This window comes from Acrocarpospora catenulata (assembly GCF_018476525.1).
Taxonomy (GTDB): domain Bacteria; phylum Actinomycetota; class Actinomycetes; order Streptosporangiales; family Streptosporangiaceae; genus Acrocarpospora; species Acrocarpospora catenulata.
On record NZ_JAHCST010000007.1, the window covers coordinates 169,095 to 195,500 of the forward strand.

Sequence of the window (26,406 nt, forward strand, 5' to 3'; positions counted from 1 at the left end):
GCCGCCGGGGGATCAGCCCCGCAGGTATCCGACCAGGTGCTCCCGCTCGCTCTCCAGCTCCTCGATGGCGCTCTTCACCACATCGCCGATGCTGACGATGCCGATGAGCCGTCCGTCCCGCACCACGGGGACGTGCCTGATCCGATGGTTGGTCATGGTCTGGCGGAGGTCCTCGACGTTCGCGTCCGGCGCGACGGTGCGCACCTCGGACGTCATGATCGCGGAAACCGGCCCACCCAGGACATCCGCACCGCGCTGGTTCAGATGTCGTACGACGTCACGTTCCGAAACGATGCCCGCGATCGTGACTCCGTCCTCGGAGACCACCACCGCGCCGATGTTCCGCTCGGCCAGCACGCCGAGCAGTTCCGCGACCGTGGACTTCGGAGTCACGGTCACCACACCGGTTCCCTTGCCCTGCAAGATCGTACCGATGAGCAATCGACACCACCTTTCTCGCCCGGGGGTTCCCTCGGGAATCCCCACACGGCGCGACAGCTAACCCGACACCGGGGTAAAACCTGTCCCAACACGGAACATCCGCCGATCACACTCCGTCAAGGTGTGTGCGTGCCCTCTTCCCCACGATTCGGTAAAGTCACCGCGAATCCCCCGCCTTCCGGCTACCGCCCGTAGTTCACTTGATCGACATATACCTTCCCTAATCTGGGGTGATGCGCGCCCCTCTGGCCGTCGCCGGTTACACCGACGAGGTCCTTGACGCCGTCGGCGGCACGCTGACCGAGGTGGAGCACGAGCGTGCCGAGCGTTTCACCCGGAAACAGGACAAGCTCGACTTCATCGCGGCCCACCTCCTGGTCCGGTACTGCGCGGCCGAACTCCTTGGCGTACGGCCCTGCGTGCTGACCCTGGTGCAGCGGTGCGACCGGTGCGGGAAGGGCCACGGCCGCCCCGCCATCGCCGAGGCCCCGCAACTGTCGGTGAGCCTGGCGCACACCGCCGGGTACGTCTCGGCCGCCGCCGGGGCCGGCCGGGTCGGCGTGGACGCCGAGCACGCCACCGCCGGGCAGGCCGACGAGAACCTGGTCTCGCTGGCCCTGACCCCCACCGAGGCCGGGCTGGTCGGGCTGGACAACCGGAAGCTGATCCGCCAGTGGGTCCGCAAGGAGGCCCTGGTCAAGCGGGGTGAGCTGGCCCTGGACCGGCTGCGCGAGGTGGACCTGTCCAAGCTCCCTTTCGAGGGCCGCGCCCACCAGTGGGACGGGCGGCACCTGCTGGAGTGGACGGCCGGCACGGTGATGGCCACCGCAATCTTCGACGAGCCGGGTGAGCTGCGGTTACTCGGGGGCTGACCCCCGTGTGCGCGCGGCGGCCGTACCTGATCTTTATGCTGGAGGGGTGGCAGAACCCCGCTGGCTGAGCCCCCAAGAGCAGCGTGCCTGGCGCGCCCACCTGGCGGCGCACAGGCTCCTCACCCACCGGCTCGACCGCGACCTCCAGGAACACGGGCTCTCCTTCAACGACTACGAGATCCTGGTGAACCTGTCGGAGAGCCCGGAGCGGCGGATGCGGATGAGCGATCTGGCCGAGGCCACCATCCAGTCCCGCAGCCGCCTGTCCCACCAGATCTCCCGGATGGAGACGGCCGGCCTGGTCGTCAGGGAGAACTGCGAGGACGACCGGCGCGGCACGTTCGCGGTGCTCACCGAGCAAGGCTGGGACACCATCCAGCGGGTAGCGCCGGAGCACGTGGCCGGGGTGCGCCGCAACCTCATCGACCTGCTCAGCCCGGAGCAGGTGGCGGCGATGGAGGAGATCTACCGCCCGGTTATCGCGCTCCTGCAGGGCAAATAGCGGGCACTTAATGAAAAACCCGTCCCTTGACCAGCCACTTAGACGCCGACGAGAGTACTCACCGCTGTGGCTGTTCAGATCACGCCTTTTTCATTAATACCATCGCCGGGTGAGACGAATCCTCTGGCTGGTGATGGCCGGACTGCTGGCGGCGTGCTCCTCCAGCGCTGAGTTGCCGTCCGGGCCCGACCTGTTGAAGCGCTCGGCCGCCGCGATGGCCGCGGTCAAGACCGTCGCCTTCACGCTGGCCACCGAGGGCAGCCCGCCGGTGCCGGTGCGGCGGGCCGAGGGTGACCTGACCCGGGAGGGCGACGCCAAGGGCTCGCTGCAGATCATGATCGGCGTCCTCCAGGAGTTCGAGTTCGTGCTGGTCGGCGACGCGGTCTACCTGAAGGGCCCGACCGGGGGCTTCCAGAAGTCGATGAGCCGCGCCCAGCTGGCCGCCATCTACGACCCGGGCACCATCATCCCCGGCGTGCCCGAACTGCTGGCCGCCGCCCAGAACCCCACCGTGCAGTCGGAGGAGTCCGGCGCGTACAAGGTGAGCGTTACCCTCCCGCCGGACCAGCTGAAGAAGGTCGTGCCCGGCGTCACCGAGGGCGTGCCCGGCACGCTGCTGATCGACAAGGCCACCAGCCGCCTGAGCCGCATCGACCTGACGCTCACCGGCGGCAAGGTGACGGTCACGCTGGCCGGCTACGACGCCCCCGTCGACATCGCCCCGCCCCCGGCGTGACGTGAGCAGGGCCCGCGGGATCACCCTCGGCGTCGGCGGCGCGGCCGTGCTGCTGGCCGCGCTGGACGCGTACGTGGTGGTGACCGTCCTGATCGACATCGCCGCCGACGTGGACGTGCCGGTCGGCCACCTGGAGCGGGCCACCCCGATCGTGACCGGCTTCCTGCTCGGCTACGTGGCCGCGATGCCCTTGCTCGGCCGCCTCTCCGACCGATACGGCAGGCGCCCGCTGATCCAGGCCTGTCTGGCGGGCTTCGCGGCCGGATCCCTGATCACCGCGCTGGCCGAGTCCATCCCGGTCCTGGTGGCCGGGCGCACCCTCCAGGGCATCGCCGGCGGCGCCCTGCTGCCGATCACCATGGCCCTGATCGGCGACCTGTGGGACGCCCGCGCCCGCCCGGTCGCGCTCGGCGTGGTGGGCGCCGCCCAGGAGCTCGGCAGCGTGCTCGGCCCCCTGTACGGCGCCGGGCTCGCCGCGCTCCAGGTCTCCCTGTTCGGCTGGGAACTGCACGGCTGGCGCACCATCTTCTGGGTGAACCTGCCGCTGACCCTGCTGGCGGCGGTCGTCGTCCACTACGGGGTGCCCGCGCGGCGTGAGCCGCCCGTACGGGGCGGTCTCGACGTGACCGGCGGGCTGCTGCTGGCGGTGGCCCTGGGCCTGCTGGTGGCCGGGCTGTACAACCCGGAACCGGACAAGGCGGTGCTGCCGCCCTGGGGGCTGCCCTGCGTGGTGGCGGGGTTCGCGGTGTTCGCCGGGTTCGTCGCCTGGGAGTTGCGCGCCCCGGTCCGGCTGCTGGACCTGTCGGGGGTACCCAAGCGCCCGCTGCTGGCCACGCTCGGGGTGAGCTTCGTAACCGGCGCCGCGCTACTGGTGACCCTGGTGGACGTGCAACTGGTGGCGCAGACGCTGCTCGGCAAGGACCCGGTGGGCGGGGCGCTGGTGCTCACCCGGTTCCTGGTGGCGCTGGCGGTGGCCGCGCTGCTCGGCGGGCTGCTGGCCCGGCGGTTCGGGGAGCGGCCGGTGGCGGTCGCCGGGCTGGTGCTGGCCGCCGCCGGATATTTCAGGATCTGGCAGTGGCCGCTGGAGTTGGGGGCAGAGCTGACCCGGGTGGACGTGGACCTGGTCGTGGCCGGTCTCGGGCTCGGGCTGGTGATCGCGCCGGTCTCCTCGGCGGTGCTGCGCAGCCTGCCCGCGCAGCGGCACGGGGTGGCCTCCGCCGCCGTGGTGGTGGCCCGGATGATGGGCATGCTGCTCGGCCTGGCCGGGGTGTCGGCCTGGGGCTTCCACCGGTTCCAGTCGCTCACCGCCCACCTGGACACGCCGCTGCCGTTCGGGATCCCGGCCGAGGAGTTCACGCGGAAGCTCGCCGCGTACGAGGCGGCGGTGAAGGCGGCGCTGCACACCGAGTATTCGGAGATCTTCCTGCTCACCGCGGTGCTCTGCGCGGCCGGGGCGATTCTCGCGCTGGCCATGCCCGGAGATTGAGTAGAGGGGTGCTCAAGCCGGGCCGGCGCTGAACGGTCACCATCGGGACGTGCGGATTTCCCGGTCGATTAGGGACAGTCGTCCCAGGCGGCCGGGACGCGGGATACCGCACTCTTGCCCGGTATGCCCCCGTCCCGGGGCTGACCGAACATAAATCAGGAGCCCCCATGCGCAAGGTCTTCTTCGGGTTCGCCACCGTAATGCTCATCTCCGTGCTCGCCCAGTTCTACTTCGCCACCTTCGGGGCGTTCGAGCGCCCGGTTCCGGCTCCCGGCGCGGAGGACGCGGCGATCATGCCGCACATCATCAACGGCACCATGGTGCTCCCGGTGCTCTCCCTGCTGACCACGATCGTGGCCGCCGTCGCCAAGGCCGGCGCCCGGCTGATCTGGCTGTCCATCGCGCCACTCGGCCTGGTCATCGTGCAGCTGTTCGTGGTCTTCGAGATCGCCGGCCTGCTCGGCGCCGACGAGAACAAGACCACCCCGGCCAGCCTGTACGTGCTCGGCTTCCACGCCCTGGTCGGCGTGGCCCTGCTGGGGGTCACCGTGCACCTGTTCCGCAAGTCCCGCGCCCTGGTCAAGGAGGGCGCCGCGAACCCGGTGACCGTGTCGGCGTGAGCACCGCCCTGCTGGCCGGCCTCGACCAGCTCCTGCTCATCCTGGCCGCCGCCGTCTGGGCGGCGGCGGCCGGGGTGTCCATCGCCCGGCGCGCCGGGAACCCGCTCGCCGTGGCACTGGTCGCCGCGGCGTTGCTGGTGACGGCGCTCCGGGTGCTCACCACGGTCCTGCTGGCCGGGTCCGGCTGGTGGTTCGTGGCCGAGAAGGTCCTGCTGGCGCTGCCGCTGCTGGTGGCGCCCGCCGTGGCCTCGGCGGCGGTGAGCCTGCCCGCGCTGATCCGGGGCGGGCCGGTGCCGCCGCCGCGGCTGCTCCCCCTCGCGCTGGCCGCGATCGGCGCGGTGGCGGGGGTCGCCTGCGCGATCGTGATCGGCTACCCGGTCACGGTCGCGGCGGCGGTCGTGCTGCTGCTCGCCGTCGGGGGCGCGTCCGCGCTGGCCTACCGGATCCTGGCGGGCCGCACCGGCGACCGGTGGCGGCTGGCCGGGACGGCGGTGCTGCTGCTGGCCGTGGCCTGGACGGCCTCGGCCGCCTTCGCCGGCACGCCGCTGCACGCCGGACACGAGCAGACCGCCTCCGCCGGGCGGAGCGTCACCCAGTTCACCGGCGTGCGCGCGCCGGACGCCCGCAGGTTCACGCTCACCGCCCAGGCCCGCACGATCACCTTCCCGTCCGGCCGCGCCGTGGAGGCCTGGACCTTCAACGGCCAGTCCCCCGGCCCCACCCTCCGGGTCCGCCAGGGCGAGCACGTCGAGGTGACCCTCCGCAACGAACTGCCCGGCCAGCAGGCCGTCACCATTCACTGGCACGGGTACGACGTGCCCAGCGCCGAGGACGGGGTGCCCGGGGTGACCCAGGACGCCGTCCTGCCCGGCGGCAGCCACGTGTACCGGTTCCAGGCCACCGATCCCGGGACGTACTGGTACCACAGCCACCAGAACTCCAGCGTCGCCGTCGCCAAGGGCCTGTTCGGCCTGCTCATCGTGGAACCCGCCGACGGTGACCACACGGTGGCCCTGCACTCCTTCGGCGCGGGAATGACCATGGCCGTGGACGACCAGCCCCCGTCGGACGCCCTGGTCAAGACCACCATCCCGCCCGGCAGCCCGGTACGGCTCCGCGTGGTCGACACCAACAGCCTCCCGATCGAACTGGGCCTCACCGGGGTCGCCTACCGGCTGGCCGCCGTGGACGGAACCGACGTCCCCGGGGCCACCGAACTGAACGGCGGCCGGTTGCGCCTGGCGGCAGGGGGCAGGTACGACCTGACCTTCACCATGCCTTCCGGGCCGGTCTACCTGGACGTCCAGGGCCATCCCGGTCTGCTCGTCAACGGGGACACCCCGCCACCGGCGGCCACCGGGCCGACGCTGGACATCACCGCCTACGGCTCCCCCACCGCCACCCCCGGCCGGTACGACCAGGAGATCACCTGGGTGCTGGACCGCACCTTCGCCATGGTCGACGGCCTGCCCCGGCTGGCGTACACGGTCAACGGCAAGGGCTTCCCCAACATCCCCACCCCCCTCGTGCGGGAGGGCCAGCGGGTGCTGATCCGGGTGGTCAACCGGAGCGGCGACACCCATCCGATGCATCCGCACGGCCACCACGTCCAGGTCGTGTCCAAGAACGGCAGGCCCGCCAACGGGATCTGGATGGACACCTTCGACGTGCGCCCCGGCGAGGTCTGGGAGGTGGCCCTGACCGCCGACAACCCGGGGATGTGGATGTCGCACTGCCACGACCTGGCGCACGCCGTCCAGGGGATGGAGTTCCACCTCGCCTACGAGGGGGTCACCAGCCCGTACGACCTGGGCGGGCCCGCTGGGAACCACCCCGCCTAAGAACGGAGGTAGGCCAGCACCGCAAGGACCCGGCGGTGCTGGTCGGTGTCGTCGGCGTACAGGTTGAGTTTCACGAAGATGCCCCGGATGTGCTTCTCGACCGCGCCCTCGGTGACCACCAGTTCGCGGGAGATGGCCGGGTTGGAGCGGCCCTCCGCCATCAGCGCCAGCACCTGCCGCTCGCGCGGGGTCAGCGAGGCCAGCGGGTCGTCGCGGCGGCGGCGGACCATCAGCTGCGCCACCACCTGAGGGTCGAATACGGTCCCGCCCCCGGCCACCCGGCGCAGGCCGGACATGAACTCCTCCACGTCGACCACCCGGTCCTTCAGCAGGTAGCCGACGGCGCCCCTGGCGTCGGCCAGCAGGTCGTCGGCGTAGGAGACCTCGACGTACTGGGAGAGGATGAGCACCGGAGCGCCCGGCACCTTCTGCCGGGCCGCCACCGCCGCCCGCAGGCCCTCGTCGGTGAAGCTGGGCGGCATGCGCACGTCCACCACCGACACGTCGGGCCGGTGCTCGGCGACCGCGGCCACCAGCTCATCGCCGGTGCCCACCGCCGCCACCACCTGACAGCCGAACTCCTCAAGCAGGCGGACCAGGCCTTCGCGGATGAGCACCGCGTCGTCCGCCACCACTACCCGCACGGCACCTCCGCCACGATCATCGTCGGCCCGCCCGCCGGGGAGCGCACCGCCAGCTCGCCGTCCACCCCGCGCAGCCGGTCGGCCAGACCGGACAGGCCGTGTCCCTTGGCGACGTGCGCGCCGCCGACCCCATCATCGCCGATGGTGAGCAGCAGCGTGTCGTCCACCCGGACCAGGGTGACCGTACACAGGGTGGCCCGGCTGTGCTTGGCCACGTTGGTGAGCGCCTCAGCGGTGACGAAATAGACGGTGTTCTCCACCAGCGCCGGGAACCGCTCCTCGGTGCGCACGTCCAGCTCCACGGGGACGGTGCACCGCCCGGCCAGCGCGGCCAGCGCCGGGGCCAGGCCGCGGTCGGCCAGGATCGGCGGCGCGATGCCCCGGGAGAGGGCGCGCAGCTCGTCCAGGGTCTCCCTGGTCGCCTTGATGGCCTGGCCGATGGTGGCGCTGGCGGCGCCGGCGTCCCGCTCCAGCTCCCGCTGGGCCCGGGACAGCTCCATGGCCAGGTGCACCAGCCGCTGCTGCGGCCCGTCGTGGATGTCCCGCTCCAGCCGGCGCAGCGCGTTGGCCTCGGCGTGCGCGGCCGCCTGCCGGCCCTCGGTCAGGTCGTCGATGCGCTCGCGCAGCTCGGCCACCCCGGTCAGCAGGCTCCTGCCCAGGCCGGCCTGGAGTACGGCCATGCCCCGGATCACCGGGTAGAGGGTGATCAGGAAGAGCAGACCCATCGTCACGTACCAGACGGAGTTGATCCCGTAGCCGTCGCCCAGGCCGAGCAGTTCGGGCAGCTCGGTGTTGCCGGGGATGCGGCTGGTGAGCCAGCCGTACAGGGGGTAGGTGATGCCGGCCACCGCCGCCGCCCACCAGGTGATCGCCACACAGAAGGTGGCCGTCGCGACCGGGAAGTTGACCAGGCCGTGCAGCACGTCCAGCCAGCCCTGACCGCTCATCAGCGGCTGGACGGACCGGCGCAGCCAGCCGGACTCCGGCGGCGGCTCCGGGTAGCGCGGGCGGGCCGCCTCGCGGCCGAGCACCCCGGACAGCCGGGCACGCTCCAGGTCGGCCAGGCCGCGGGCGGTCAGCAGGGTCAGGGCCAGGATGGGCACGCCCACCCAGATGACCACCAGGCTGGCACCGACCGACAGGCCGGTGACGAGCAGCACGAAGGAGATGATCCCCAGGGGGAAGCCGAGCAGGAGGTAGCCGGTGTCGGTTACCAGGCGGCGAGTCAGGGTTCTCATGGCTCTCAAACTAGGATTTTCGTTCCTTGCCAACGAGCCGGTCCACCGCCCAGCCAAAGGTAGGGCAGACCCTACTTCTTCTTCCGCTTCTCCCGGATCTTCATGCTCACCTCGATCGGCGAACCGGCGAACCCGAACTCCTCCCGCAGCCGGCGCTCGATGAACCGCCGGTAGGTCTCCTCCAGGAAGCCCGAGGTGAAGAGCACGAACTTGGGCGGCTCCACGGACGCCTGGGTGGCGAACAGGATCTTGGGCTGCTTGCCGCCCCGAACCGGCGGCGGGGTGGCCTGCACCAGCTCGGTGAGGAACTGGTTGAGCCGCGCGGTCGGCACCCGGGTGCCCCACGACTCGATGGCCAGCTCCAGCGCCGGGACCAGCTTCTCCACGTGCCGCCCGGTGCGGGCGGAGATGTTCACCCGGAGCGCCCACGGCGTGCGCACCAGCTGCCGCTCGATCTCCTTCTCCAGGTAGTACCGGCGGTCCTCGTCCACCAGGTCCCACTTGTTGAAGGCCACCACCATGGCCCGGCCTGACTCGATGACCAGCGAGAGAATGCGCAGGTCCTGCTCGGTCAGCACCTCGGAGGCGTCGATCAGCACGATCGCCACCTCGGCCCGCTCCAGCGCGGCCCGGGTGCGCATGGCCGCGTAGAAGTCGGCGCCCTTCAGCTCCCGGTCCCGCCGCCGGATGCCGGCCGTGTCGATGAACCGCCAGGTCTTGCCGCCCAGCTCGACCAGCTCGTCCACCGGGTCCCTGGTGGTGCCCGCCATCGGGTCCACCAGCACCCGCTCCTCCCCGGCCACCCGGTTGAGCAGCGAGGACTTGCCCACGTTCGGCTTGCCGAGCAGGGCCACCCGGCGCGGGCCGCGCCGCTCGCCGAACGTCTGCGGCGGGGTCGCGGGCAGCGCGTCGAGCACCACGTCGAGCAGGTCGCCGCTGGCCCGGCCGTGCAGCGCGGAGACCGGGTACGGCTCGCCCAGGCCGAGCGACCAGAGCTCGCCCGCCTCCAGCTCCTGCATCTGGTTGTCCACCTTGTTGGCGGTCAGCACCACCGGCTTGCCGGAGCGGCGGAGCACCGCCCCGACCGCCTCGTCGGAGTCGGTGATGCCGACGCTGGCGTCCACCACGAACATGATCACATCGGCCAGCTCGGCCGCGATCTGCGCCTGCTCGGCGATCTTCAGCGCCATGCCGGTGGCATCCGGATCCCAGCCGCCGGTGTCCACCAGGGTGAACCGGCGGCCCCGCCAGTTGGCCTCGTAGGTCACCCGGTCCCTGGTCACGCCAGGCACGTCCTCCACGACCGCCTCCCGGCGGCCGATGATGCGGTTGACCAGAGTGGACTTGCCCACGTTCGGGCGGCCGACCACGGCCACCACCGGCAGCGGGCCAGAGTCCTGCTGTTCTGAGGTGGGCTCGCCTTCCAGTTCGTCGAGCTCGTCCTCGATCCAGCCGTCGTCGTCGTACTCCCCCGCGCTCATGATCGCGTGTTCCCTTTCACCGCGGCTGGAGTCAGCCGCGTTCCTTGACAAGTCTCAGCACCTCCGCGATGACCTCGTCGAGGGTCATCGGCGTGGTGTCCAGCTCCACCGCGTCGGCCGCCATGGCCAGCGGGTCGGTCTTCCTGGTCGAGTCGAGCGTGTCCCTGCGGGCCAGCTCGACCCGCTGGGCGGCCACCGTGGAGCCGGTCAGCTCGGCGTTGCGGCGCGTCGCGCGGGCCTCCTCGCTGGCCGTCAGATAGACCTTGACGGGCGCGTCCGGGGCCACCACGGTGCCGATGTCCCGGCCCTCCACCACGATGCCACCCGCGCCGATCAGCTCGCGCTGCAGGGCCACCAGGCGTTGCCGCACCTCGGGCACCGCGCTCACCGCCGACACCGCCCGGGTCACCTCCGCCGACCGGATCGGGCCGTCCGCCGGCTCGCCGTCCAGCCGCACGCCCGGCGCGTCGGGATCGGTGCTCATCTCCAGCCGGGGCTCGCCCGCGCGGGCGGCGATGGCGGCGGGGTCGGCCAGATCGACCTCGTGGGTCAGCATCCACCAGGTGACCGCCCGGTACATGGCCCCGGTGTCCAGGTACCGCAACCCCAGGGCACGGGCCACGCCGCGCGAGGCGCTCGACTTGCCCGACCCCGACGGCCCGTCCATCGCGACGACCAGACCCGACACCACGGCTCCCTTGCCCTTGAGTTTTCCGCTGCCCTTTGAGTTTTCCGCCACCCAAAGGTACCGGCAAACGCTAGGGAACCTGCCATCCGTGCTCGCGCAGCGCCGCCGCGAAGACCGCCGCCGCGGTCGGCTGCACCGACAGCTCCACGGCGCCAAGCGGCAGTCCCGGCACGTGCTCCAGGCGCACGTCCTCGATGCTCACCCCGACCTGCTCGGCCACCTGGAAGAGCCGGGCCAGCTCGCCCGGCCGGTCCCCGATGACCACCTGCACCACCTCGTACCTACGGGCCGGGCCGCCGTGCTTGCCCGGAATGCGGCCGGTCCCGGCGGCCCCCCGGTGCAGCAGCTCGGTCACCGGCTCGATGGCGGCGCCTCCGGCGGCGAACTCGCGCAGCGCGCGGGCCGCCTCGGCCAGATCGTCCGCCACCGCCTCCAGGATGGCCGCCACCGGGCCCGCGTTGCCGGACAGGATGCCGGTCCACAGGCGCGGGTCGCTGGCCGCGATCCGGGTCACGTCCCGCACCCCCTGCCCCGACAGGCCCAGCGCCGTCTCCGACGCCTCCGCCAGCCGGGCCGCCACCGCCGCCGAGGCCACGTGCGGCGCGTGCGAGATCACCGCCACCGCCTCGTCGTGCTCGGCCGCGTCCACGGTCACCGCGTTGGCCCCGCAGAGCGCCACCAGCTCCAGCACCGCCTGTACGGCCTCCGGCGCGCTCTCCGGGGCCGGGCAGAGCGCCCACGGCCGTCCCAGGAACAGGTCGGCCCTGGCCGCCCCCGGCCCCGAACGCTCCCGCCCGGCCAGCGGGTGCCCCGGCACGTACGTGGTCAGGTCGCAGCCGAGCTGCACGGCCTGGGCCAGCGGCAGCGCCTTGACGCTGGCCACGTCGGTGTACCAGCGGGCCGCGTCGTTCTTCTGCAGGCCGAGCAGCTCGTGTGCGACGAACTGCGGGGGCACCGCGATCACGGCCAGGTCCACCGGCCCGCGGTCCCCCGGGTGCCACTCCTCACCCGCGCCGAGCTCCCTGGCCAGCCGGAGCGCGCCGGGATCACGGTCGACGAGGTAGACCCGAACCCCGCGGCGGCGCAGGGCCAGGGCGGCGGAGGTGCCGATCAGTCCGGTTCCGACGATGACAACGCTGGTGATGCCGCCCTGGTTCGGGGTCATGGTCCGGGGTTCCTCGGGATTCTTACCGTGCTCGTTCGGGTGCGATTTCCACTATGCGCCCTTGGCCCCGTCACATACCGGGCGGGCGAATTACTGACTCGCTGACTGTTTTTTCCTTCGTTATTGCGCGATGTCCACCCGAAGGGCCACCGCGCCCCGGAGATAGACGTGCTGGATCTCCTGGCGCGGGCGGTCGGTGGCCACGTGGGCCATCAGCCGGACCACCCGCGGCAGCGCCCCCGGCACGTCGATCTCGCTGGCGCACAGCAACGGCACGTCGTGGAAGCCGAGCTTGCGCGCGGCCAGGGCGGGAAACTCGGCGGTCAGGTCGGGGGTGGCCGTGAAGATCACGCTGATGATCTCGTCGGTGGTGAGCCGGTTGCGCTCCATTACCTCGCTGACGAGTTCTGTCGTGCCAGAGATGATCGCGTCACGGTCGTTGCCGTCCACCTGGATGGCCCCACGGATCGCCCGAACCATTTTGTCCCCTTTAAGTGAATATCGTCGGGAAAGGCTACAGCTTTACCGCCGCGTAGAGCTCCCCCACTTCCTGAAGAGTCAGCGCCCGCACCGTACCGGGCTTCAACCGGCCCAGCTTCACCGGGCCGAACTCGATCCTGGCCAGATCGATCACGCGGTGCCCGGACTCCTCAAGCAGCCGGCGCACGATGTGCTTGCGGCCCTCGTGCAGGACCACCTCCACCAGCGCCTGCTGGCCGTGCTCCTGGACGATGTGGAACTCGTCCACCTTGGCCAGGCCGTCCTCCAGCTCGATGCCCTTGCGGAGCACCCGGTGCAGGTCCCGGGAGACCGGGCCCGGCACCTTCGCCCAGTACTTCTTCTTCACCCCGTAGCTGGGGTGGGTCAGCCGGTGCGCCAGCTCGCCGTCGTTGGTGAGCAGCAGCAGACCCTCGGTCTCGGTGTCCAGGCGGCCGACGTGGAACAGGCGCGGGGCCAGCTCCTGGACGAAGTCCCGCAGGCAGCGGCGGCCCTCCGGGTCCTCCATGGTGCTGACCACGCCGATCGGCTTGTTCAGGGCGTAGTAGACCAGGTCGGGGGCGGTCGGGATGCGCTTGCCGTCCACGTGGATGACCTGCTTGGCGGGGTCCACCCTGGCCCCGAACCGGCGCACCACCTGGCCGTCCACGGTGACCCGGCCGTCGCCGATCATGTCCTCGCAGGCGCGGCGGCTGGCCACGCCCGCCTGGGCGAGCACCTTCTGCAGCCGCTCGCCACCGGGGACCTCGGTGGTGTCACGCTCGTCGGTGTAGCCGGCGTCGTAGAAGTCCGGGTCGCGGCGCGGCTGGCGGGCGGACTTGAACGCTTCATCGGTCCCGCCAGGGCGCGCGGTACGGAAATCGCTGCGGGAGCTGTTACGTCCGAAACGGCCCCGGGAACCGCCGCCAAGGGTCTGGACGTCGCGGCGTGCGCCGCCCCGGTCGCCCCGGAAGCCGCCACGGTCATCGCCCGCCGGGCGGTCGTAGCGGGGACGGTCCTGACGGGGACGGTCCTGACGGGGACGGTCCTGGCCGGGACGGTCCTGGCGGGGGCGGTCCTGGCCGGGACGGCCGTAGTCGCGGTCACGGGAGCCCTCGCGGTTGCCCTCACGGTAGCCACGCGAGCCGCCGTCCCGGTCGTAGGAACGGTCGTTGGAGCGGCTGTCGCCGTAGCCACCGCGGCCGCCCTCCGGCCTGCCGTAGCGGGCGCGCGTCCCGCCGCCCTCGTTACGGCCCTCGCCGCGACCCTCACTGCGGCCCTCGTACCGCCGCTCGTTGCGGTCTTCGTACCGGCCCTCGTTCCGGTGCGGGCTGCGCTCCTCGCGCTCGGGGCGGGTGAACCGGCCCTGGGAACCGCGGCTGTCGTCGCCACGGCCGTAGCCGCGGTCCCGAGAGTCGGACCGGTTGTAGCCACGGTCCTGGGAGTCGGACCGGTTGTAACCGCGGTCCTGGGACTCGCCCCGGTTGTAGCCACGGTCTTGAGAGTCGCCCCGGTTGTAGCCGCGTGACTCGGAGCGGCCGTAGGAGCCCCGTACGTCCTCGCGGGAGCGGTCGCGCCCGTAACCGCCCCGGCCGCCGTCACGGGCGTCCCTGCGGCCGTAGGAGTCCCGGGAGGCGCCACGGTCGTCACGCGGGCCGTCGTAGGAGCGCTCGCGGGGGCCGTCGTAGGGGCGGCGGTCGGCGGAGCCTCGCTCGTCGCGTCGATCGCTCCGCTCGCGGGGGGCGGGCCGGCCGTACCCACCGCGGTTGCCACCGCTGTTACCGCCGCGGTTGCCGTCGCGGTCGGCGCGGAAGGAGGGACGGCCGTCGCGGCCGCCTCGGGGGGCGCCGCCGCTGCGGCCTCGACCGCGTCCATCACCGGACGGGGTGCTGTGCTTGTTCACTTCGGTTGCTCCTCTAGGGTTTCCACGTCATCGGGAAGGAAGGGGGCCAGGGCGGGCAGCTCGTCGAGGTCCCGCAGCCCCAGTCGTTCAAGGAAGTAGCTGGTCGTCCGGTAGAGCACGGCCTGGCTCTCCGGGTCGGTCCCGGCCTCCTCGACAAGGCCGCGCGCGGCCAGCGTGCGCATCACGCCGTCGCTGTTGACACCGCGAATGGCCGCCACCCGGGCCCGGCTGACGGGCTGCCGGTAGGCGACCACGGCGAGGGTCTCCAGCGCGGCCTGGGTCAGCCGGGCCTGCTGGCCGTCCCGCACGAAGCGCTCCACCACCGGGGCGCACTCGGCGCGGGTGTAGAACCGCCAGCCACCGGCGACCTCTCTGAGGTCAAAACCCCGCCCGGCGGAGGTGTATTCCGCGGCCAGCTCGCGCAGGGTGGCCGCCACCTCGCTGGTCGGGCGCTCCAGCACCTGCGCCAGCGAGACTTCCGCCACCGGCTCGTCCACGACGAGCAGGATGGCCTCAAGCGCGGCCCGCAGGGCGGGTTCCGCCGAGCGCACTTCTGCGTCCGGTTCGGTGTCCAGCAGGCTTTCCGGCGCGCTTCTGCCGTCGATGTCGCCCCGCTGATCACCCATCGCCCGGCTCCTCACTGGCCTCATCCGGCAACTGCCCCGTTTGCCCCGTCTGAGGCTCTTGCTCCGCCTGCCCCGGCTTGGCGGCGCCCGCGTCGTAGTCGTCACCCACGGAGACGTCGCCGTCGCTGCTGCCGGTCCAGGTCACGTACAGATCCCCGAGCGGTTCCAGCTGCTCGAAGGAGACCGCGGCCTCCCGGAAGAGCTCCAGGGCGGCCAGGAAACGCGCCACCACCTCGAAGGTGCCCGCGCAGTCGGCGGTCAGCGAGCGGAAGGTGGCCCGCCCGGCCCGCCGCAGCCGCTCCACCAGGATAGCGGCCTGTTCGCGCACGCTGGCGAGCGGTTGGTACATGTGGGTGACCGAAACCGACGGCGGCGCCTTGGGTGTGAACGCCTTCATCGCGATCTTCGCCAGCTGCTCGGGCCCGATGCCGAGCACCAGCTCCGGCAGCAGGTTGGCGAAGGCCGGCTCCATCGGCACCACCCGGGGAAACCGCAGCGCCTCCTCGGCCATCCGCCCCGAGAACACCTTGGCCACCTCCTTGTACGCCCGGTACTGCAGCAACCGGGCGAACAGCAGGTCCCGCGCCTCCAGCAGGGCCAGATCTTCCTCGTCCTCGACCTCGCCGGTGGGCAGCAGCCGGGCCGCCTTCAGATCGAGCAGCGTGGCCGCGACCAGCAGGAAATGGCTGGTCTGATCAAGATCCCACTCCGGCCCCCTGGACCGGATGTAGGAGATGAACTCGTCGGTCACCTTGTGCAGGGAGACCTCGGTGATGTCCAGCTTGTGCTTGGCGATCAGCCCGAGCAACAGATCGAACGGACCCTCGAAGACCTCCAGGTGCACATGGAAGCCCTCGCTCGTCTCCGGTTCGCTCACTCACCCATTGTGGCGCAGCCCACACACTCAGACGCGCGCGGGCCAGCGGGCCAGCAGTTCCCTGGCGAGTTCGCGGTAGGCGGTGGCGCCCATCGAGCTGGGGTCGAACTGGGTGATGGGCTCCCCGGCGAGGGTGGCGTCGGGGAAACGCACCGTGCGGTTGATGACGGTGTGGAAGACCTTGTCGCCGAAGCCCTGCATGATCGTTTGCAGGACCTCACGGGCGTGCAGGGTGCGGGGGTCGTACATGGTGGCCAGCAGGCCGTCGATCTCGAGGTTCTTGTTCAGCCGCTCCTGGACCTTGCCGATCGACTCCATCAGCAGGGCCACCCCGCGTAACGCGAAGAACTCGCACTCCAGCGGGATCATCACACTGTGCGCGCAGGTGAGCGCGTTCACGGTGAGCAGGCCCAGGGACGGCTGGCAGTCGATCAGGCAGATGTCGTAGTACGGCAGCAGCGGCTCCAGGGCGCGCTGCAGCGCGTACTCCCTGGCCACCTCGTTGACCAGCCGGATCTCCGCGCCGGAGAGGAAGATGTTGCTGGGCAGCAGGTCCATGCCCTCGACGCTGGTGCCGAGGAGCACGTCCTCGGTGGTGATGTCCGGCTCCTCCATCAACAGGTCGTAGATGGTGCTCTCCAGCGGGCGGGGGTCGATGCCCAGGCCGACCGAGAGCGCGCCCTGCGGGTCGAAGTCCACCAGCAGCACCCGCTGGCCCACCTCGGCCAGCGCGGCGCCCAGGTTGATGGTGGTGGTCGTCTTGCCGACGCCGCCCTTCTGGTTGACCATGGCGACGATCCGGGCCGGGCCGTGCTCCTCCGGCGGGATCGGGTCGGGAAAGACCGGACGGGGACGGCCAGTGGGGCCCAGCGAGCCGGAGGTCCCCGCGGTCCACGTCGCGTCTGTGGTCGCAGTCAATTGAAGAACCTCCCTGACGGTCCCGAACCGCACTGAATTTAGAGGGTGGACACGTATGCGGCAAGGCGACGCGCCACGGGCGGGCAGAATAAGGACAAGCAGGTTGATCTTATCGCTGGGCCCGGGGGTGAGCGGCCGCGTAGACCTCACGTAGCCGGTCGACCGTGACCAAGGTGTACACCTGGGTGGTGGTCACCGAGGCATGGCCCAGTAGTTCCTGCACAACCCTAACGTCCGCGCCGCCATCCAGTAGGTGGGTTGCGAACGAATGGCGCAACATGTGCGGGGACACCCCTGACAGACCCGCCCGTTCGGCCGCCGACTGGAGCACCTCCCAGGCCCCCTGCCGGGTCAGCCGGCCGCCCCGGGCGTTGAGGAACAGCGCGTGCGTGCCCCGGCCGTGGACGGCCAGGAACGGCCGGGCCCGGACCAGGTAGGCGTCCAGCGCCGACCGGGCGAACCGGCCCAGTGGCACGATCCTGGTCCTGCCCCCCTTGCCGCGCAGCCGCAGCTCGTCGGCGGGGCCGCCGCCGGTCACGTCGTCCACGGCCAGGCCGACGGCTTCGGAGATGCGCGCGCCGGTGCCGTACAGGACCTCGAGCAGGGCCCGGTTGCGCAGGGTCAGCGGCGCGTCGCCGGGCCCGGAGGCGGCGATCAGGCGCTCCACCTGCTCCACGGTGATCGCCTTGGGCAGCCGCCTGAGCTGGCGCGGGGGCCGTACCTCGTGGGCCGGGTCGTGGCCCGCCACCCCCTCGCGCAGCGCGAAACGGTGCAGGCCGCGGACGGCGGAGACGGCCCGCGCGGCCGAGCTGGCGACCAGCGCGGGATGCTCCTCGTCGCCCTCCCTGAGCGAGGTCAGGAAGGCCACCACGTCGGACTCGGCCACCTGGGCGATCGAGGCCAGCCCGCGCGCCGCCAGATGGTCGACGTAACGCCGCAGGTCACGGCGGTAGGACGCGAGCGTGTTCGCGGACAGCCCCCGCTCCACCGCCAGATGGGAGAGGTAGCTGGACAGCACGGCCTCGGGCTCGTTCAGCGTCCCTCCCTCCGGTCAGGCCTCCGGCGCGTCAGCGGGCCGAAGGCCCGTGTAGCCGTTGGCGGAGGCGGCGTACGCGGCGAGAATACCGGCGATGGCGGGGGAATTGTGGATCATTCCCGCCAGCGCGCCTTGGACCGCCTGGTCCAGGGGAACCCACTCCACCGGCATGTCGATCTCCTCGAACCGGTGCACGTAGTGGTTCTCCTCCGGCGGGATCTCGGTCACGTCCCGGGCCAGGAAGATCCGGATGCGCTCCTCGCTCATCCCGGGCGAGGTGTACAGGTCAAGCAGCGTGTGCCAGGTGGCCGCCCGGCACCCGGCCTCCTCGGCCAGTTCCCGGGCCGCGCACTCGGCCAGCGGCTCCCCCGGCACGTCCCGCAGCCCGGCCGGCAGCTCCCAGAGCTGGCGGCGCACCGGGTGGCGGTACTGGCGGATCATCAGCACCCGGCCGTCGCGGATCGCCACCACGGCCACCGAGCCGGGGTGGGCGACGTAGTCGCGGTCGGCCAGCTCGCCGTCCTTCATCCGGACGGTGTCGGTGACCACGGAGATGACCCGGGCCGAGAAGCGCTCCCTGGAGGCGGTCACGTCCCAGGCGTCGTGCAGGTCCTGGATGGTCACGAGGACTTCACCGCCTTGGCGTCGGCGCGGGCCTCGGCGAAATCCAGGGCGGCCGCGATGAGGCCCTTGAAGAGCGGGTGCGCCCTGGTCGGGCGGGAGCGGAACTCGGGGTGGGCCTGGGTGCCGACGAAGAACGGGTGGGCGTCCACGGCGAGCTCGGTGTACTCCACCAGGCGGCCGTCCGGGGAGAGGCCGGAGAAGACCACGCCGACCCGCTCCAGCCGCTCCCGGTAGGCGTTGTTCACCTCGTACCGGTGGCGGTGGCGCTCCTCGGCCCTGGGCTTGCCGTACAGCCTGCGGGCCAGGCTGCCGTCGGTGAGTTTGGCGGTGTACAGGCCCAGCCGCATGGTGCCGCCCATGTCGCGGTCGCCGTTCACCACGTCCTGCTGGTCGGCCATGGTGGAGATGACCGGGTGCTTGGCGTCGGAGTCGAACTCGGCGCTGTTGGCGCCGTCCAGACCCGCCAGGTTCCGGGCGGCCTCGATGACCATGCCCTGCATGCCGAGGCAGATGCCCAGCAGCGGAACCTTCTGCTCCCTGGCGTGCCGGATCGCCCCGATCTTGCCCTCGATGCCGCGCACCCCGAAGCCGCCGGGGATGAGCACCCCGTCCACGCCGTCCAGCTCGCGGGCGGCGCCCTCGGGGGTGGCGCAGTCGTCGCTGGTCACCCAGCGGATGTTGACCCGCGCGTCGTTGGCGAACCCGCCCGCGCGCAGCGCCTCGGTGACCGACAGGTACGCGTCGGGCAGGTCCACGTACTTGCCCACCAGGGCGACGGTGACCTCCTTGGCGGGCTCGTGCACCCGCAGCAGCAGCTGGTCCCACTCCTGCCACTCCACGTCGCGGAAGGGCAGGCCGAGGCGGCGCACCACGTACGCGTCCAGGCCCTCGCGGTGCAGGACCTTGGGGATGTCGTAGATGGAGGGGGCGTCGATCGCGGAGACCACCGCGTCCTCGTCCACGTCGCACATCAGGCTGATCTTGCGCTTGAGCGAGCCGGTGATCGGCCGGTCGGAGCGGCAGACGATCGCGTCCGGCTGGATGCCGATGCTGCGCAGCGCGGCCACCGAGTGCTGGGTCGGCTTGGTCTTCAGCTCGCCGCTGGGCCCGATGTACGGCAGCAGGGACACGTGCAGGAAGAACACGTTGTCGCGGCCCACCTCGTGCCGCACCTGCCGGACCGCCTCCAGGAAGGGCAGCGACTCGATGTCGCCCACGGTGCCGCCCACCTCGGTGATCACCACATCCACCTCGGGGCCGGCCATGCCCCGGATGCGCTCCTTGATCTCGTTGGTGATGTGCGGGATGACCTGGACCGTGTCGCCCAGGTACTCCCCGCGCCGCTCCTTGGCGATCACGTTGGAGTAGATCTGGCCGGTGGTCACGTTGGCCGAGCCGTGCAGCTCGGTGTCCAGGAACCGCTCGTAGTGGCCGACGTCCAGGTCGGTCTCCGCCCCGTCGTCGGTGACGAACACCTCACCGTGCTGGAACGGGTTCATCGTCCCGGGGTCCACGTTCAGGTACGGGTCGAGTTTCTGCATGGTGACCCGTAGTCCGCGGAGTTTCAGCAGCCGCCCCAGGCTGGAGGCGGTGAGCCCCTTGCCGAGGCTTGAGGCGACGCCGCCGGTGACGAACAGATGCTTGGTATGAACGGCGTTGCGCAAGGAGTCTCCCGTGGTCCGAAGTAAAGCCGACGCGTCGGTAGAGACGGCGGGCATGCCCACGGGCTCTCAGAATATCAAAGGCTTCCCTTGAACGGGTCACCACGTGCACGAACCCGCCATAGCCTGCGGTCGGACGGGCGGGTAACTTGTCCGGATATGTCGATTCTGAGGCGGGCCGCCGGGCGGCTGATCCACCGCGGCTGGGCCTACCTGAAAGAACTGGGGGCGGTCAGCCCGCACAACCCCGCGGGCTACCGGTTCCGGAACCTGGGCGAGGGCGCCTGCCTGTCCTTCCCGGTGGGGGCCATCTTCGGCGAGGAGTGGATCGAGATCGGGCCGTACACCCTGGTCGGCGAACGGGTCTCGATCTCGGCGGGCATGGGGCCGGGGGTGGACCTCGGGCCGGAGACGATCGTGCGGATCGGGCGCGGCTGCTCGATCGGGCGGGGGTCGCACATCGTGGGACACCAGTCGATCGTGATCGGATCGGACGTGTTCACCGGGCCGTACGTGTACATCACCGATCAGAACCACGTCTACGACGACCCCGAGCTGCCGATCGGGCGCCAGTGGCCGCGGAACAACCCGGTCGAGATCGGGGACGGGTGCTGGCTGGGAGCGGGGGCGATCATCCTGCCCGGAACCCGGATCGGACGGCAGTCGGTGGTGGCCGGGGGCGCCGTGGTACGCGGGGAGTTCCCCGACCACTGCGTGATCGCGGGGGTGCCCGGGCGGATCGTGCGCACCTTCACACCGGAGCGGGGCTGGCACGCGCCGGAGCGCAAGGAAACCGTGCTGGTGCCGGTAACCCCGGGGCGGGCTCGTCCGTTGGACGGTGCGACGGGCGAACCACGGGAGGCTGATTGTTCGCGACGCTGACGGGGCTGGGGCTGTCCACGGCGGCCGGGCTGAACGCCTACATCCCGCTGCTGGTGGTCGGGGTGCTGGCCAACGTCACCGACCGGGTGCGGCTGCCGGCGGAGTACGCCTGGCTGTCCAGCGGCTGGGTGCTGGCGATCATCGGAGTGCTGCTCCTGGCCGAGCTGGTGCTGGACAAGGTCCCGGTGGTGGACCACGTCAACGACATCATCCAGACCGCGGTACGGCCCGCCTCCGGCGGCGTGGTCTTCAGCGCCACCACGGCCGCCGCCGAGCTGGACAACTCCACCTGGATGGCCGAACATCCGGGGGTCGCCTGGGTGCTCGGCATCCTGACCGCCCTGATCGTGCACGTGGTCAAGTCCACCGCCCGCCCGGTGGTGAACGCCGGCACGGCCGGCCTGGGCGCCCCGGTGGTCAGCACGGCCGAGGACGCCAGCGCGCTGACCCTCAGCCTGGTGGCCGTCTTCCTCCCGGTCCTGGTGGTGCTGGCCCTGGTGGTCTTCGCCCTGGTGGGCTGGCTGGCCGTCCGGAGGATCCGCCGCTACCGCGCCAACCGCCGGGCACGCCTGGCCCAGCGAGGAACCGCCGGACCGGCCTGACGCTCGCTCAAGCCTGACGCTCGCTATTTCACCCCGCCGTGCTACTTCACCCCCGCTGTTCGCATGTCGCGGACCTCGCGCTTGAGTTCCTTGATCTCGTCGCGGAGGCGGGCGGCCACCTCGAACTGGAGGTCGGCGGCGGCGGCGTGCATCTGCTCGGTGAGTGACTCGACCAGCGACTCCAGCTGGGCGCGCGGCATCTCCCCGACGATCGCCTTGGCGTGCTGACCGGCCGCCGGACGGGAGGACAGCCCCGGCACCGGCGCCTTGCCCCGGGACTGCTGCCGCCCGCCGCCGCCGAGCAGCTCGGCGGTGTCGGCGTCCTCCCGGTTGAGCGAGTCGAGGATGTCGGCGATGCGCTTGCGCAGCGGCTGCGGGTCGATGCCGTTGGCCTGGTTGTAGGCGACCTGCTTGGCCCGGCGGCGGTTGGTCTCGTCGATCGCCGCCTCCATGCTGGGGGTCACCCGGTCGGCGTACATGTGCACCTGGCCGGAGACGTTACGGGCGGCGCGGCCGATCGTCTGGATGAGCGAGGTGCCCGAGCGCAGGAAGCCCTCCTTGTCGGCGTCCAGAATCGCCACCAGGGAGACCTCCGGCAGGTCCAGGCCCTCCCTGAGCAGGTTGATGCCGACCAGCACGTCGAACTCGCCGCTGCGCAGCTCCCGCAGCAGCTCGATGCGGCGGAGCGTGTCCACCTCGCTGTGCAGGTAGCGCACCCGGATGCCGTTCTCCAGCAGGTAGTCGGTGAGGTCCTCGGCCATCTTCTTGGTGAGCGTGGTGACCAGCACCCGCTCGTCCCGAGTGGCGCGGGCCCTGATCTCCTCCATCAGGTCGTCGATCTGGCCCTTGGTGGGCTTGATCACGATCTCCGGGTCGACCAGACCGGTCGGCCGGATGACCTGCTCGACCACCTCGCCCTGGGCGCGGCCCAGCTCGAACGGCCCCGGCGTGGCCGACAGGTAGACGGTCTGCCCGATGCGCTCCAGGAACTCCTCCCACTTCAGCGGGCGGTTGTCCAGCGCCGACGGCAGCCGGAACCCGTGTTCCACCAGGGTGCGCTTACGCGAGGCGTCCCCCTCGTACATGGCGCCGATCTGCGGCACGGTCTGGTGGGACTCGTCCAGCACCAGCAGGAAGTCCTCAGGGAAGTAGTCCAGCAGCGTGTTCGGCGCCGAACCGCGCTCCCGGCCGTCGATGTGCAGCGAGTAGTTCTCGATGCCCGCGCAGGTGCCGACCTGCCGCATCATCTCCACGTCGTAGGTGGTGCGCATGCGCAGCCGCTGCGCCTCCAGCAGCTTGCCCTGCCCCTCCAGGACCGCCAGGCGCTCGGCCAGCTCCGCCTCGATGCCGTTGATCGCCCGCTCCATGCGCTCCGGTCCTGCCACGTAGTGGGAGGCGGGGAAGATGTAGAGCTCGGTGTCCTCGGTGACCACCTCGCCGGTCAGCGGGTGCAGCGTGGCCAGCTTCTCGATCTCGTCGCCGAACATCTCGATCCGGACGGCGAGCTCCTCGTACATCGGGATGATCTCGATGGTGTCGCCGCGGACCCGGAAGGTGCCCCGGGTGAAGGCCAGGTCGTTACGCGCGTACTGCATGTCGACCAGGCGGCGGAGCAGCCGGTCGCGCTCCAGCTCCTGGCCGACCTTGAGGCGGAGCATGCGATCCACGTATTCCTGCGGGGTGCCCAGGCCGTAGATGCAGGAGACCGAGGCCACCACGACCGTGTCGCGCCGGGTGAGCAGCGAGTTGGTGGCCGAGTGGCGCAGCCGCTCGACCTCCTCGTTGATCGAGGAGTCCTTCTCGATGTAGGTGTCGCTCTGCGGAACGTACGCCTCCGGCTGGTAGTAGTCGTAGTAGGAGACGAAGTACTCCACCGCGTTGTTGGGCAGCATCTGGCGCAGCTCGTTGGCGAACTGGGCGGCCAGCGTCTTGTTGGGCTGCATGACCAGCGCCGGCCGCTGCAACCGCTCGATCAGCCAGGCGACCGTGGCCGTCTTGCCGGTGCCGGTGGCGCCGAGCAGGACGTTGTCCTTCATCTCCGCCTTGACCCGGCGCTCCAGCTCCGCGATCGCGGTGGGCTGGTCCCCGGACGGCGTCATCTCCGTGATCACCTCGAAAGGCGCCACCCTGCGCTGCAAATCTGTAACCGGCCTCACGCTTCCCTAACTTACGCGCCGGGTCCGACAATTCCGTGCCCCGGTTCTCCGCGCACTGCAAGCGATCATCAAGTCCGTACCGCTAACGTCCGTTCTCACCGGATTTCGGATGCATCGGATTCGGACGCCAGCGGATGATGACTGAGGAGCGTGATGTCGACTCCATATCAAGGCGCCGCCCAGCGTGTGCGCGCCGTCGCCCAGACGGTGGCCCAGGGCGGTGATCCCCGGCAGGCCGTGCTGACCGCGGTGGGCGACGCGTTCGGCGGCGTGGCGGGCGGCGAGACGGCCGCGTTCCGGCTCGACCCGGGTGACTTCCAGGACGCCCGCGAGCAGACCGCCTCCACCGGCACCCTGATCGACGCCCGGAGCGCCTCGCTGGCCGAGGCCGGAGAGATCGTCAACCGCAGCTTCCAGGGCCAGGGCCCCGACGGCTTACCCGTGCACGTCATCTCCCCCGTGGTCATCCCCAAGGGCGGCACCGCCAAGGTGGTCTTCCCGCTGCTGGGCCTGGCCCTGCTCGGCGCCATCGGCCTCGGCGTCACCGGCCTGATCGAGCTGGACGCCCTGTTCGGCCCGCACTACTGGATCACCCTGGCGCTGGCCGCGGCGTTCCTGTGGTGGCGGCGGAGCGTGGTCATGGTGCCCGAGGGCTGCCGCGCGCTGATCACCAAGTTCGGCAAGCTGGTCCAGGTGGCCGAGCCCGGCCGGGTCACCCTGTTCAGCCCCTGGAAGCGGGTCAGCTACATCGTCAACACCACCCGCGAGTACCCCTTCAACGCCCCCATCAGGGAGGCCCCCACCCAGCAGGGCGTCAAGGCCTCCGTGGACCTGTTCCTGCAGTTCCGGATCGAGGACCCCGCCGAGTTCATCTTCGTGCTCGGCTCGGTCGGCGGCTTCCAGTCCAAGCTCCAGAACGCCATCAGCGAGGTCACCCGGAGCCTCATCTACTCCCAGCGCGCCGAGGACATCTACGACCTGGTCGGCGAATCCACCCAGGGCATCCTGGACAACCTCAACCAGCAGTTCCTGCCCGCCGTACGGATGACCGACGTCAACATCACCCACGCCGAGCCGTCCAGCCAGGAGTACCGCATGGACCTGGCCGCCCCCGAGATGGTCCGGGTGGCCAAGGAGGCCTACACCTACGAGTACGAGCTCCAGCTCCGCAAAGAGCAGAACGAGGGCGACCTGACCAGGGAACTGGCGGGGTTCCAGGAGACGCTCTCCGCCATCCAGGCCGAGATCGCCACCTACCAGGCCCAGATGGACACCGCGCTGGAACGCGAGTCGCACCGGGCCAAGGCCCAGGCCCAGCAGCGGCTGATCGAGGCGGAGAGCACCGCCAAGGCCAACTCCGCGCTGCTGGAGGCCCAGGCGCTGGACATCCGGGCACTGAGCAGCGCCCGGGCGCCGGAGATCCTCAACTACCGCTACCAGCAGGACGTGCTGGACAAGCTGGAGTCGGTGGCCGACCGGCTGCCCCAGGTGGTGCAGCTGGGCGACCAGGAGACCCTCAACTTCCTGACCCTCGCCCGTGACCTGATCGGCACCGGCGAGGCCATCCTGTTCACCCAGGCCGACATGGACGCCATCCGGGCCCGCCTCGACGAGATCCAGGCCCGGGTGGACGGCCGGCAGGCCGAGATCGAGGGGCTGAAGCGATGAGCCGGGAATTCTCCAAGATCAGGGAGTCGCTGGCGCCCTGGTCCGACATCCGCCAGCTGCTCCGCGGCGGCGAGCGCGGCCAGCTGGTCCCCGTTGTCATCCCCAAGGACCGGCGCGGCTACGCCTGGGTCTCCTTACTGCTGCTGGCCCTCTACCTGGCCGGCACGGCCACGCTCGGCCCCGGCTGGCTCCGCCCCCTGGCCGGGGGCGCGGCCGTGCTGGTGCTGGTGATCGCGGCGATCTGGCTCTGGCGCCGGGCCATCATCGAGATCGAGGAGGGCACCACCGGGGTGCGCAGCCGGTGGGGCGCGATCACCGGCACCCTCAGCCCCGGCCGGCACTACCTGTAGCTCCCGTGGGACCGGGTGGACGCCGTCGTGGACACCTCCACCGAGATCCCGTACACGGCCCCCATCTCGGCCTGCCCCACGGCCGAGAACGTGCCGCTGAAGTCCATTGAATTCTTTTTGAAATTCAAGATCATCGACCCGATCGCGTTCGTCCGCACCATCGGCGCCGGCAACTTCGACCTGGTGCTGAGCAGCGCCGTCCAGGACGCCATCCGGCAGCGCAGCCGCCGGGTCACCACCGAGCGCGCCTACGACCTGCGCGGCTCCGACGTCGGCGACATGCAGGAGGCCCTCAACCGCCAGCTCGGCAGGTACGGCGTGCGGGTGACCGGGGCGAACATCCCCGACGTGCAGCTTCCCGACGCCTACCAGCAGCACCTGGCCACCCGGGAGAAGATCGCCAAGGAGCTCAGCGCGTACGAGCGGGAGTGGGAGCTCACCCGCAAGCGCCGCATCGACACCCTGCTCATGGAGATCGAGCGGGCCAAGAAGACCCGCGACGCCCGCCTCGTCGAGGTCAAGGCCGCGCAGAACACCGCGCGCAAGGACGTCGCCCGCATGCTGGAGGAGCAGGAGACCGAGGCCCAGCGGGTGCGCTGGGAGATCGAGGCGCGCGGGCGGGCCGAACTCACCGCCGCCGAGAACGAGGCCACCGCGCTGCGCCGCCTCGCCGACGCCTACCGCGACAACCGCGCCGTCCTGGAGTACGAACTCGCCCGGCGCCGGCTCGACGTCGGCGCCAAACTGGCCGAGCACGCCCCCACCCCACTGGTCATCCGCACCTCCGGCACCGCGGACCCGACCGGGGCGCTGCTGCTCGCCCAACTCCTGCCCAAGCTCGGTCTGGGGAACCCCGCAGACCCGGCCTCCCGTTGAGAACAACTGACCACCCCCTCCAAGGAGCCTGAAAAA

Annotated in this window: 24 protein-coding genes and 1 pseudogene; 10 read left to right on the forward strand and 15 right to left on the reverse strand. The window is 71.1% G+C overall.

What is annotated here, in order from left to right; all coding sequences use genetic code 11:
• Positions 1–12 precede the first annotated feature (12 nt).
• Positions 13–441, reverse strand: a complete 429-nt coding sequence (locus KIP79_RS09670; RefSeq protein WP_214104365.1) for a CBS domain-containing protein — start codon at positions 439–441, stop codon at positions 13–15.
• Between the two features lie 233 nt (positions 442–674).
• Here KIP79_RS09670 and KIP79_RS09675 point away from each other — a divergent pair, with 233 nt between their 5' ends.
• The 6 genes from KIP79_RS09675 to KIP79_RS09700 all read left to right on the forward strand — a co-directional run bounded on the left by KIP79_RS09675 (position 675) and on the right by KIP79_RS09700 (position 6,498).
• The gene (locus KIP79_RS09675) at positions 675–1,313 is read left to right on the forward strand and encodes a 4'-phosphopantetheinyl transferase family protein (protein WP_214104366.1); all 639 of its coding nucleotides are present in this window, start codon (positions 675–677) and stop codon (positions 1,311–1,313) included.
• Positions 1,314–1,359: 46 nt separating this feature from the next.
• On the forward strand, positions 1,360–1,815 hold the full coding sequence (locus KIP79_RS09680; RefSeq protein ID WP_214104367.1) for a MarR family winged helix-turn-helix transcriptional regulator: 456 nt from the start codon (positions 1,360–1,362) through the stop codon (positions 1,813–1,815).
• 109 nt (positions 1,816–1,924) lie between these two features.
• Positions 1,925–2,551 (forward strand): LppX_LprAFG lipoprotein, encoded by a 627-nt coding sequence (locus KIP79_RS09685; protein WP_308169638.1) that lies wholly within the window; start codon positions 1,925–1,927, stop codon positions 2,549–2,551.
• Between the two features lies 1 nt (position 2,552).
• The gene (locus KIP79_RS09690) at positions 2,553–4,037 is read left to right on the forward strand and encodes an MFS transporter (protein ID WP_214104368.1); all 1,485 of its coding nucleotides are present in this window, start codon (positions 2,553–2,555) and stop codon (positions 4,035–4,037) included.
• Positions 4,038–4,204: 167 nt separating this feature from the next.
• Positions 4,205–4,657 (forward strand): DUF6220 domain-containing protein, encoded by a 453-nt coding sequence (locus KIP79_RS09695; RefSeq protein WP_214104369.1) that lies wholly within the window; start codon positions 4,205–4,207, stop codon positions 4,655–4,657.
• Positions 4,654–6,498 carry a multicopper oxidase family protein gene (locus KIP79_RS09700; protein ID WP_214104370.1) on the forward strand — a complete coding sequence of 615 codons (1,845 nt, stop codon included), beginning with the start codon at positions 4,654–4,656 and terminating at the stop codon, positions 6,496–6,498. Before KIP79_RS09695 ends, KIP79_RS09700 begins: the two co-directional genes overlap by 4 nt.
• Here KIP79_RS09700 and KIP79_RS09705 read toward each other — a convergent pair.
• The 13 genes from KIP79_RS09705 to pyrG all read right to left on the reverse strand — a co-directional run bounded on the left by KIP79_RS09705 (position 6,495) and on the right by pyrG (position 19,839).
• Positions 6,495–7,142 carry a response regulator gene (locus tag KIP79_RS09705; RefSeq protein WP_214104371.1) on the reverse strand — a complete coding sequence of 216 codons (648 nt, stop codon included), beginning with the start codon at positions 7,140–7,142 and terminating at the stop codon, positions 6,495–6,497. The two genes, KIP79_RS09700 and KIP79_RS09705, sit on opposite strands and share 4 nt — an antisense overlap.
• Entirely contained in the window at positions 7,133–8,380 is a 1,248-nt protein-coding gene (locus KIP79_RS09710; protein ID WP_214104372.1) for a sensor histidine kinase, read from the reverse strand. The genes KIP79_RS09705 and KIP79_RS09710 overlap by 10 nt, the downstream gene beginning before the upstream one ends.
• Before the next feature lie 71 nt (positions 8,381–8,451).
• Positions 8,452–9,861, reverse strand: a complete 1,410-nt coding sequence (gene der, locus KIP79_RS09715) for a ribosome biogenesis GTPase Der (protein ID WP_214104373.1) — start codon at positions 9,859–9,861, stop codon at positions 8,452–8,454.
• A 31-nt stretch (positions 9,862–9,892) separates the two neighbouring features.
• Positions 9,893–10,528 carry a (d)CMP kinase gene (cmk, locus tag KIP79_RS09720; protein WP_214104455.1) on the reverse strand — a complete coding sequence of 212 codons (636 nt, stop codon included), beginning with the start codon at positions 10,526–10,528 and terminating at the stop codon, positions 9,893–9,895.
• Between the two features lie 91 nt (positions 10,529–10,619).
• Positions 10,620–11,714, reverse strand: a complete 1,095-nt coding sequence (locus tag KIP79_RS09725; RefSeq protein ID WP_214104374.1) for a prephenate dehydrogenase — start codon at positions 11,712–11,714, stop codon at positions 10,620–10,622.
• 120 nt (positions 11,715–11,834) lie between these two features.
• Positions 11,835–12,194, reverse strand: coding sequence for a chorismate mutase (gene aroH / locus KIP79_RS09730; protein ID WP_214104375.1), 360 nt, complete (start codon positions 12,192–12,194; stop codon positions 11,835–11,837).
• A gap of 34 nt (positions 12,195–12,228) precedes the next feature.
• Positions 12,229–14,094, reverse strand: coding sequence for a pseudouridine synthase (locus KIP79_RS49310; RefSeq protein ID WP_214104376.1), 1,866 nt, complete (start codon positions 14,092–14,094; stop codon positions 12,229–12,231).
• Positions 14,091–14,720, reverse strand: a complete 630-nt coding sequence (scpB, locus tag KIP79_RS09740; RefSeq protein WP_214104377.1) for an SMC-Scp complex subunit ScpB — start codon at positions 14,718–14,720, stop codon at positions 14,091–14,093. The genes KIP79_RS49310 and scpB overlap by 4 nt, the downstream gene beginning before the upstream one ends.
• Positions 14,713–15,597 (reverse strand): segregation and condensation protein A, encoded by an 885-nt coding sequence (locus tag KIP79_RS09745; protein WP_214104378.1) that lies wholly within the window; start codon positions 15,595–15,597, stop codon positions 14,713–14,715. Before KIP79_RS09745 ends, scpB begins: the two co-directional genes overlap by 8 nt.
• 27 nt (positions 15,598–15,624) lie before the next feature.
• Positions 15,625–16,467, reverse strand: coding sequence for a ParA family protein (locus KIP79_RS09750; RefSeq protein WP_308169649.1), 843 nt, complete (start codon positions 16,465–16,467; stop codon positions 15,625–15,627).
• 157 nt (positions 16,468–16,624) lie between these two features.
• A complete protein-coding gene (locus KIP79_RS09755; RefSeq protein ID WP_308169639.1) occupies positions 16,625–17,533 on the reverse strand; it encodes a site-specific tyrosine recombinase XerD in 909 nt (302 codons plus the stop codon).
• A 33-nt stretch (positions 17,534–17,566) separates the two neighbouring features.
• A complete protein-coding gene (locus KIP79_RS09760; protein WP_308169640.1) occupies positions 17,567–18,175 on the reverse strand; it encodes an NUDIX domain-containing protein in 609 nt (202 codons plus the stop codon).
• A complete protein-coding gene (pyrG, locus tag KIP79_RS09765) occupies positions 18,172–19,839 on the reverse strand; it encodes a CTP synthase (protein WP_250212948.1) in 1,668 nt (555 codons plus the stop codon). The genes KIP79_RS09760 and pyrG overlap by 4 nt, the downstream gene beginning before the upstream one ends.
• Before the next feature lie 156 nt (positions 19,840–19,995).
• On the opposite strand from pyrG, the gene KIP79_RS09770 reads away from it, so the two are divergent.
• The gene (locus tag KIP79_RS09770; protein ID WP_214104380.1) at positions 19,996–20,718 is read left to right on the forward strand and encodes an acyltransferase; all 723 of its coding nucleotides are present in this window, start codon (positions 19,996–19,998) and stop codon (positions 20,716–20,718) included.
• A complete protein-coding gene (locus tag KIP79_RS09775; protein WP_214104381.1) occupies positions 20,703–21,320 on the forward strand; it encodes a DUF4126 domain-containing protein in 618 nt (205 codons plus the stop codon). Before KIP79_RS09770 ends, KIP79_RS09775 begins: the two co-directional genes overlap by 16 nt.
• Before the next feature lie 41 nt (positions 21,321–21,361).
• On the opposite strand, the gene uvrB is transcribed toward KIP79_RS09775, so the two are convergent.
• Positions 21,362–23,476: an excinuclease ABC subunit UvrB gene (uvrB, locus tag KIP79_RS09780; RefSeq protein ID WP_214104382.1), complete on the reverse strand. Its 2,115-nt coding sequence runs from the start codon at positions 23,474–23,476 to the stop codon at positions 21,362–21,364.
• Between the two features lie 153 nt (positions 23,477–23,629).
• On the opposite strand from uvrB, the gene KIP79_RS09785 reads away from it, so the two are divergent.
• Both KIP79_RS09785 and KIP79_RS09790 read left to right on the forward strand, forming a co-directional pair.
• The gene (locus KIP79_RS09785; RefSeq protein ID WP_214104383.1) at positions 23,630–25,144 is read left to right on the forward strand and encodes an SPFH domain-containing protein; all 1,515 of its coding nucleotides are present in this window, start codon (positions 23,630–23,632) and stop codon (positions 25,142–25,144) included.
• A pseudogene (locus KIP79_RS09790) lies at positions 25,141–26,370 on the forward strand (SPFH domain-containing protein). The gene KIP79_RS09785 and the pseudogene KIP79_RS09790 overlap by 4 nt, the downstream one beginning before the upstream one ends.
• The last annotated feature ends 36 nt before the right edge of the window (positions 26,371–26,406 follow it).

Bases quoted from the DNA above. Each gene is read 5' to 3' on its own strand.
- KIP79_RS09675 (WP_214104366.1), top strand. From the start codon at position 675: ATGCGCGCCCCTCTGGCCGTCGCCGGTTACACCGACGAGGTCCTTGAC.
- KIP79_RS09695 (WP_214104369.1), top strand. From the start codon at position 4,205: ATGCGCAAGGTCTTCTTCGGGTTCGCCACCGTAATGCTCATCTCCGTG.
- KIP79_RS09710 (WP_214104372.1), bottom strand. From the start codon at position 8,380: ATGAGAACCCTGACTCGCCGCCTGGTAACCGACACCGGCTACCTCCTG.
- der (WP_214104373.1), bottom strand. From the start codon at position 9,861: ATGAGCGCGGGGGAGTACGACGACGACGGCTGGATCGAGGACGAGCTC.
- cmk (WP_214104455.1), bottom strand. From the start codon at position 10,528: ATGGACGGGCCGTCGGGGTCGGGCAAGTCGAGCGCCTCGCGCGGCGTG.
- KIP79_RS09725 (WP_214104374.1), bottom strand. From the start codon at position 11,714: ATGACCCCGAACCAGGGCGGCATCACCAGCGTTGTCATCGTCGGAACC.
- aroH (WP_214104375.1), bottom strand. From the start codon at position 12,194: ATGGTTCGGGCGATCCGTGGGGCCATCCAGGTGGACGGCAACGACCGT.
- scpB (WP_214104377.1), bottom strand. From the start codon at position 14,720: ATGGGTGATCAGCGGGGCGACATCGACGGCAGAAGCGCGCCGGAAAGC.
- KIP79_RS09770 (WP_214104380.1), top strand. From the start codon at position 19,996: ATGTCGATTCTGAGGCGGGCCGCCGGGCGGCTGATCCACCGCGGCTGG.
- KIP79_RS09785 (WP_214104383.1), top strand. From the start codon at position 23,630: ATGTCGACTCCATATCAAGGCGCCGCCCAGCGTGTGCGCGCCGTCGCC.